Annotated in this window: 3 protein-coding genes and 1 pseudogene; 2 read left to right on the forward strand and 2 right to left on the reverse strand. The window is 76.0% G+C overall.

The window, feature by feature from the left end:
- Positions 1-26 precede the first annotated feature (26 nt).
- Positions 27-1,400: a cryptochrome/photolyase family protein gene (locus FGF04_RS37200; protein WP_149515815.1), complete on the forward strand. Its 1,374-nt coding sequence runs from the start codon at positions 27-29 to the stop codon at positions 1,398-1,400.
- 30 nt (positions 1,401-1,430) lie between these two features.
- Here the strand turns inward: FGF04_RS37200 and FGF04_RS37205 are convergent, their stop codons facing one another.
- Positions 1,431-2,645: a MerR family transcriptional regulator gene (locus FGF04_RS37205; protein WP_235882692.1), complete on the reverse strand. Its 1,215-nt coding sequence runs from the start codon at positions 2,643-2,645 to the stop codon at positions 1,431-1,433.
- Positions 2,646-2,916: 271 nt separating this feature from the next.
- Between FGF04_RS37205 and FGF04_RS37210 the strand changes: the two genes are divergently transcribed.
- A complete protein-coding gene (locus tag FGF04_RS37210) occupies positions 2,917-3,513 on the forward strand; it encodes a sigma factor (protein WP_149515817.1) in 597 nt (198 codons plus the stop codon).
- A 598-nt stretch (positions 3,514-4,111) separates the two neighbouring features.
- Here the strand turns inward: FGF04_RS37210 and FGF04_RS37220 are convergent.
- A pseudogene (locus FGF04_RS37220) lies at positions 4,112-4,837 on the reverse strand (GNAT family N-acetyltransferase); the annotation flags it as partial.
- Between the last annotated feature and the right edge of the window lie 273 nt (positions 4,838-5,110).

The raw sequence follows: 5,110 nt of genomic DNA on the forward strand, positions 1-5,110 counted from the left end.
CCCCCCCGTAGTCCCGGAGTCCCGCCATGAACGTCTCGGTCGTCCTGTTCACGTCCGACCTGCGTCTGCACGACCACCCGCCGCTGTGCGCGGCGCTCGACGGCTCCCGCGCGGTGGTGCCCCTCTTCGTGCGCGACCGCGCCGTCGACCGGGCCGGTTTCGCCGCCCCGAACCGGCTGGCGTTCCTCGCCGACTCCCTGCGGGACCTGGACGCGGGGCTGCGCGAGCGCGGCGGACGGCTCGTGTACCGCGTGGGCGACCCGGTGGACGAGGTGTGCAAGGTGGTCACCGAGACGGACGCCGACGAGGTGCACATGGCCGCCGGGGTCAGCGCGTACGCCCACCGTCGCGAGGAGCGGCTGCGGGCCGCGCTGGAGGCCGAGGGACGCCGGCTGCACGTCCACGACGAGGTGCTCACCGCACTGGCGCCGGGCGCGGTCACGCCGGTCGCGTCGGACCACTTCGCCGTCTTCACGCCGTACTTCCGGCACTGGGAGCGCCACCGGGTGCGTCCGGCGCTGGGCGCGCCCCGGGCCGTGCGCGTACCCGAGGAGGTGGGTTCGGAGCGGCTGCCCGAGCGCGCGGAGCTGTCCGGCCTGTCGGAGGGGCTCGCCACGGGCGGTGAGCGGGAGGGCAGGAAACGGCTCACGGCCTGGCTCCGCGACGGCGTCGACGCGTACGAGGAGCGCCACGACGACCTGGCCGGGGACGCCACCTCCCGGTTCTCCCCGCACATCCACTTCGGCACACTGTCCGTCGTCGAGCTCGTCCACCGGGCGCGGCGGGCGGGTGGCCCCGGCGGCGAGGCCTTCGTACGGCAGCTGGCGTGGCGGGACTTCCACCACCAGGTGCTGGCGGCGCGGCCCGCCTCCTCGGTACGGGACTACCGCACGCGCAACGACCTGTGGCGCTCGCCGAGCGCGGCGGCGCGGGAGATCGAGGCCTGGAAGGCGGGCCTGACGGGCTATCCCCTCATCGACGCGGCCATGCGGCAGTTGCGGCACGAGGGGTGGATGCACAACCGGGGCCGTCTGCTGACCGCGAGCTTCTTCACCAAGACGCTGTACGTCGACTGGCGCGTGGGCGCCCGCCACTTCCTGGACCTGCTGGTCGACGGCGACATCGCGAACAACCAGCTCAACTGGCAGTGGGCGGCGGGAACGGGCACCGACACCCGGCCCAACCGGGTGCTCAACCCGGTCGCGCAGGGCAAGCGGTTCGACGCCGACGGCGCGTACGTGCGGCGCTGGGTGCCCGAACTGGAGGGAATGGCGCGGAAGTTCGTGCACGAGCCGTGGCGGATGCGGGAGGCCGAGCGCGCCGCCTACGACTACCCCGGCCCCGTCGTCGAGCTCGCCGACCGGCTGGAGCGCTTCAAGCACGCCCGCAGCCGCGGCTGAGGTCTGCCCCGGCGCGCCCGGGGCGGACCGCTACGGACCGGGCGCCGTATGCGCGCAGCGGGCCGTGAGGACGGACAGCGCCTCGCTCAGGCTGGGCGGCCGCAGCATCCCCTGGGCCGAACGGCCCGCCCAGCCGGGGCCGCCGAGCACCACCGTCGGCTGTCTGCGGGCGCCCCGCACGCCCCATTGCGTGGCGGCGATGTGCCGGGCCAGCGGGAGGCTCGCCGTGGACCGGGCCTGGGCCCACAGGACGACGGCCGCGGGCCCCAGGCGGCGCACCGCCGCGACCAGCGCCTCCGCGGGCACCGCGGCGCCCAGCATCCTGGTGGGCAGGGCGCGTTCCACGAGTCCGGCGTTGAGCGCCTCCAGGGGCAGCGTGTGCTCCTCGCCCGGGACGCAGGCCAGGAGCACGGGCCCCTGCGCGGTGTCCGGGGCACCGGCGGGCGACATCGGCGTCACCCGGCGCAGCGCGGTGGAGATGTGCCAGGAGAGCAGGTGCTCGACCTCGACGTAGCGGTCGCCGGAGGAGGCCCACTTGCGGCCGACGGCGTGCAGGGTCGGCATCATCACCTCCTCCCAGGCGACGGTGAGGCCGTACCGCTCGACGAGGGCCGTCAGCCGGCTGTCCAGGGCCGGGGCGTCGAGCCGGACGGCCGCCCTGGCCAGCCCCCGGCACTCCTGGCGCACGTCGCCCAGCGGCAGCGGGCCGGCCGCCCGGGAGCGCCCGCCGCCCGTGGTCGCCCGGCCGCCCGCGGTGAGCACGGTGCCGGAGGGCCGGTCCGGCGCTCCGGACACCCGGCGTCCGGACGCGGGGGTTCCGCGGCCTGCGGCCGGCCCGCCGCCGTCCGCGGCGGCCTTCTCCCGGTCCCCCTCGCCTCCTTCGCCTCCCTCGTCCCCCTCGTCTTCCCAGTTCTCCTGGTTCTCCTGGTCGTCTTGGTTCCTCTGGTTTCCCGCGGACGGTCCGTGCGTCGTCGGCCGTCCCAGGACGGTCCGCAGGGGCCCGTCCGCGGCGGACCGCTCCCGGGCGGCCGCGTCACCGGCCTTGGCGGCGCGGGCCGCCTCGCCGGGAGGGACCCCGGCCGAGGTGAGCCGGCACATCGTCTCCAGCACCGCCACGTCCTGGGGCGTCCAGCGCCGGTGCCGGCCGTCGGCGCGCACCGCGGGCCCCAGCCCGTACCGGCGGTCCCACGAGCGCAGCGTGGTGGGCGACACCCCCAGCCGCCGGGCCAGCCCACCGGTCGTCATCCCCGTGCCGACCGCCGCGGCCTCGTTCGTGTCGGGCTCCGGGTGACCACCCGGCTCGCCCGTCGGCTCGTCCATGAACCGACTATACGACGCAGAATCGACGCGGTTTGATGCCCCGGCCGTTCCGCTCCCACGATGACGACACCGGGGCGGTGTACGGAAGTTGCCCCGGGCCGGCGCCCCCGGAACCCGCCCCGTGGTCCGGCGGGCGCCGTACGGCCGTACCCCGCGCGGCCGGGACGCAGCCGTGCGAGGCGAGGAGCCGTGAGCCATGACACGACGACCGGCGGCCGGGCCGCAGGAAGCACTCGGCGACGAGGAGCTGGCCCGCGGCCTGGTCGGCGGGGACGAGGCATGTCTGGCCGCCGCCCACGCGCGGTGGTCACCGCTGGTGCACGCGCTCGCCCGGCGCGCCCTCGGCGACGACCGGGAGGCCGAGGACGTCACCCAGCTGGTGTTCCTCGGCATGTGGCGCGGCCGCCACGGCTACCGGCCCGAGCGCGGCCCGATGGCCGGCTGGATCATCGGCATCGCCCGGCGCAAGATCGCCGACGCCCTGGCGGCCCGCGCGCGGCGCGCCGAGCTCGTCGCGTCGGCCGGAGCCGTCCTGCTGCTCACCGATCCCTCGGGAGGGTGTCCCGAGGGCGCCCTCGACCGGGTGCTCGTGGGCCGCGAGATCGCCAAGCTGCCCGCCTCCCAGCAGGAGGTCCTGCGGCTCGCCTTCTACGAGGACCTCACCCAGACCCAGATCGCCCGGCGCACCGGTCTGCCGCTGGGGACGGTCAAGAGCCACGCCCGGCGCGGGCTGCACCAGCTGCGCCACGGCCTGCGCCAGGCGGAGAACAGCCGGGGCGAGCGGCCGGAGTGATCTGCCGGGTGGCCGGAGTGGCCCGCCGGACGGCCGGCGACCGAACGGGTGCACGGGACGCGTGTGCACGTTCGATGCAGAAACGATGCGCTGTCGCCACCGGGACCGTAACCGGTGCCGCTTCGGGTGCATCCGGACGTCGCGTCCCGTGGGAAGTACGGGAAAGAAGGAGCCCTGGGGTCCGGGACGCGGGACCGCGGTCCCGCGCGACCGTGCGGGCTTCCTTTCGAACCCCCCTCCCGGGGTAGTCGGCTGTTCCGGGAGGGGCGCCGGTCCGGCGGTCGGCCCCCCGGACCGGCTCAAGGCCCCCGGGGCGCCGTCCTGGACCATCGCCGGCGCCCCGGGCCGGCCCTTCCTGCGGCCCGTCCGCACGCGAAGGCGCAGGAGAGACCCGCTCGTGACCAATCCGCCGGCCCCCCGGCAACGGATTCCAGCCGTACGAAACCCGCCCCCGGAGGACCCCCTCGTGAAAGAAGCCGTGCACATCGGCAGGAACCCCTCGGCAGGACCGGACCTGGAGGACCTGATGCAGCGCGTCGCCCTCGGGGACCAGGAGGCCTTCGCCGGTCTCTACGACGTCGTGGCGGGACCCGTCCTCCCGCTGGAGGATGGGCCTGCTCAGGTCGGAGGCGTCCACCTGGAGGTAGCGGTAGCCGCGGTCGGCGGCGATGCGGGCGCGGTGGGCGACCAGGGCGCGGTAGATGCCGCGGCCGCGCCAGGCCTCGACGGTGCCGCCGCCCCACAGGCCGGCGAACCGCGTGCCCGGGACGAGTTCCATCCGGGCCGAGGAGACCGGGACGTCGCCGGCGAGGGCCACGACCGCGACCACGGTGTCCGGGTCCTCGTCGAGCTGGGCGAGCAACTGGCGGCGCAGCCGGGTGCCGGACGTGCCGAAGGCGCGCTCGTGCACGCCGACCACGAGGTCGATGCCCGCCGCGTCGGTGACGGGCCGCAGCACGACGCCCGCCGGCGGCTCCGGGTCGAGGACCGGACCGCCGGTCTCGGCGATCATCAGGGTCTCCGCCGGCTCGGGCGTGAACCCGGCGGCCCGCAGTCGTTCCCCGAGGTCGGCGGGCCGGTCGTGCCCGTACAGCTTCCACTCGAAGGCGCGGCCCGCCGCCGCGAAGCGGCGCACCTGGGCGGCGACGGCCGCGTCCGCGCCGGACTCCGTCAGGTCCGACCAGACGACTCCGTTCCAGCCGTGCTCGGGCCCGATGTGCCGGACCACCCCGCCGTCCCGCTCCACGACGCCGTCGGAGCCGTAGGGTTGCGCGCCCTCCCGCATCTCCCGGTCGAACAGTGCCAGCACCGCTTCATGATCCATACGGGTCACTCCAGCATGCGCGGTCCGCCGCGGCAACGGAGTTCTGGCCAGGGCGGGTCCGGAGAGGTCCTGATCCCGTACGGAGGCCCCACCGGTCGTCGTGACCGGTGGGGCCTTCCGTCCTCGGAGGTGACGCTCGGCTGGGAACCGGCGCGGCGCTCGCACGCCGTACCGGTTCAGCGCACCGGCGAGGACGACGGTCCGCACACCGCCCGCTCCGGCGGTCCGCACAGGACCGCGGCACGGTCCGGTGCGCGCCCGCGGATGCGGACC

The organism is Streptomyces apricus (genome assembly GCF_008369065.1).
Taxonomy (GTDB): Bacteria; Actinomycetota; Actinomycetes; order Streptomycetales; family Streptomycetaceae; genus Streptomyces; species Streptomyces apricus.

Excerpts from the sequence above, each read along its gene's own strand:
- FGF04_RS37205 (WP_235882692.1), bottom strand. The coding sequence starts at position 2,645 with ATGACGACCGGTGGGCTGGCCCGGCGGCTGGGGGTGTCGCCCACCACG.
- FGF04_RS37200 (WP_149515815.1), top strand. The coding sequence starts at position 27 with ATGAACGTCTCGGTCGTCCTGTTCACGTCCGACCTGCGTCTGCACGAC.
- FGF04_RS37210 (WP_149515817.1), top strand. The coding sequence starts at position 2,917 with ATGACACGACGACCGGCGGCCGGGCCGCAGGAAGCACTCGGCGACGAG.